The sequence below is a fragment of the Saccharothrix sp. ST-888 genome (assembly GCF_000955975.1).
Taxonomy (GTDB): domain Bacteria; phylum Actinomycetota; class Actinomycetes; order Streptomycetales; family Streptomycetaceae; genus Kitasatospora.
Map to the genome: position 1 here is coordinate 1 of NZ_JYJF01000714.1, position 334 is coordinate 334.

General features: G+C 78.7%; 1 protein-coding gene. It reads right to left on the reverse strand.

Annotated elements, in window-relative coordinates; translation table 11 throughout:
- The coding region (locus UK12_RS34325; RefSeq protein ID WP_045307142.1) for a hypothetical protein at window positions 1-193 on the reverse strand (193 nt) is incomplete at its 3' end.
- Window positions 194-334 lie beyond the last annotated feature (141 nt).

The window sequence follows — 334 nt, forward strand, 5'->3', positions numbered from 1 at the left end:
GCCGGCCGGAGGAGTTGGCGGACATGCTGCTGTCGACCCTGCGCTGCGGGTGCTGGGAGACGGTGGAACCGGAGCCCGAAGGGCCGACGGTGCCCATGCCCGAACCGCCGTACTTCGCGGTCAGCACCGAGGAGGCCCACGCGCCCGGCGAGACCACCGCCCCGGCGACCGCCGCCGTGAGCCCCCCGGCCACGACCGTCCTCCGCCCCGCCGACCGGCTACCCGGCGCGGCGCTGGCCACACCCGCGCGGCCGGGCGCCCCGACCCCGCCACTTGCGCCGGCCGCGCAGGCGTGCACGGGCTCGGCCGTCCCCACCCCGCACTCCGGTCAGAA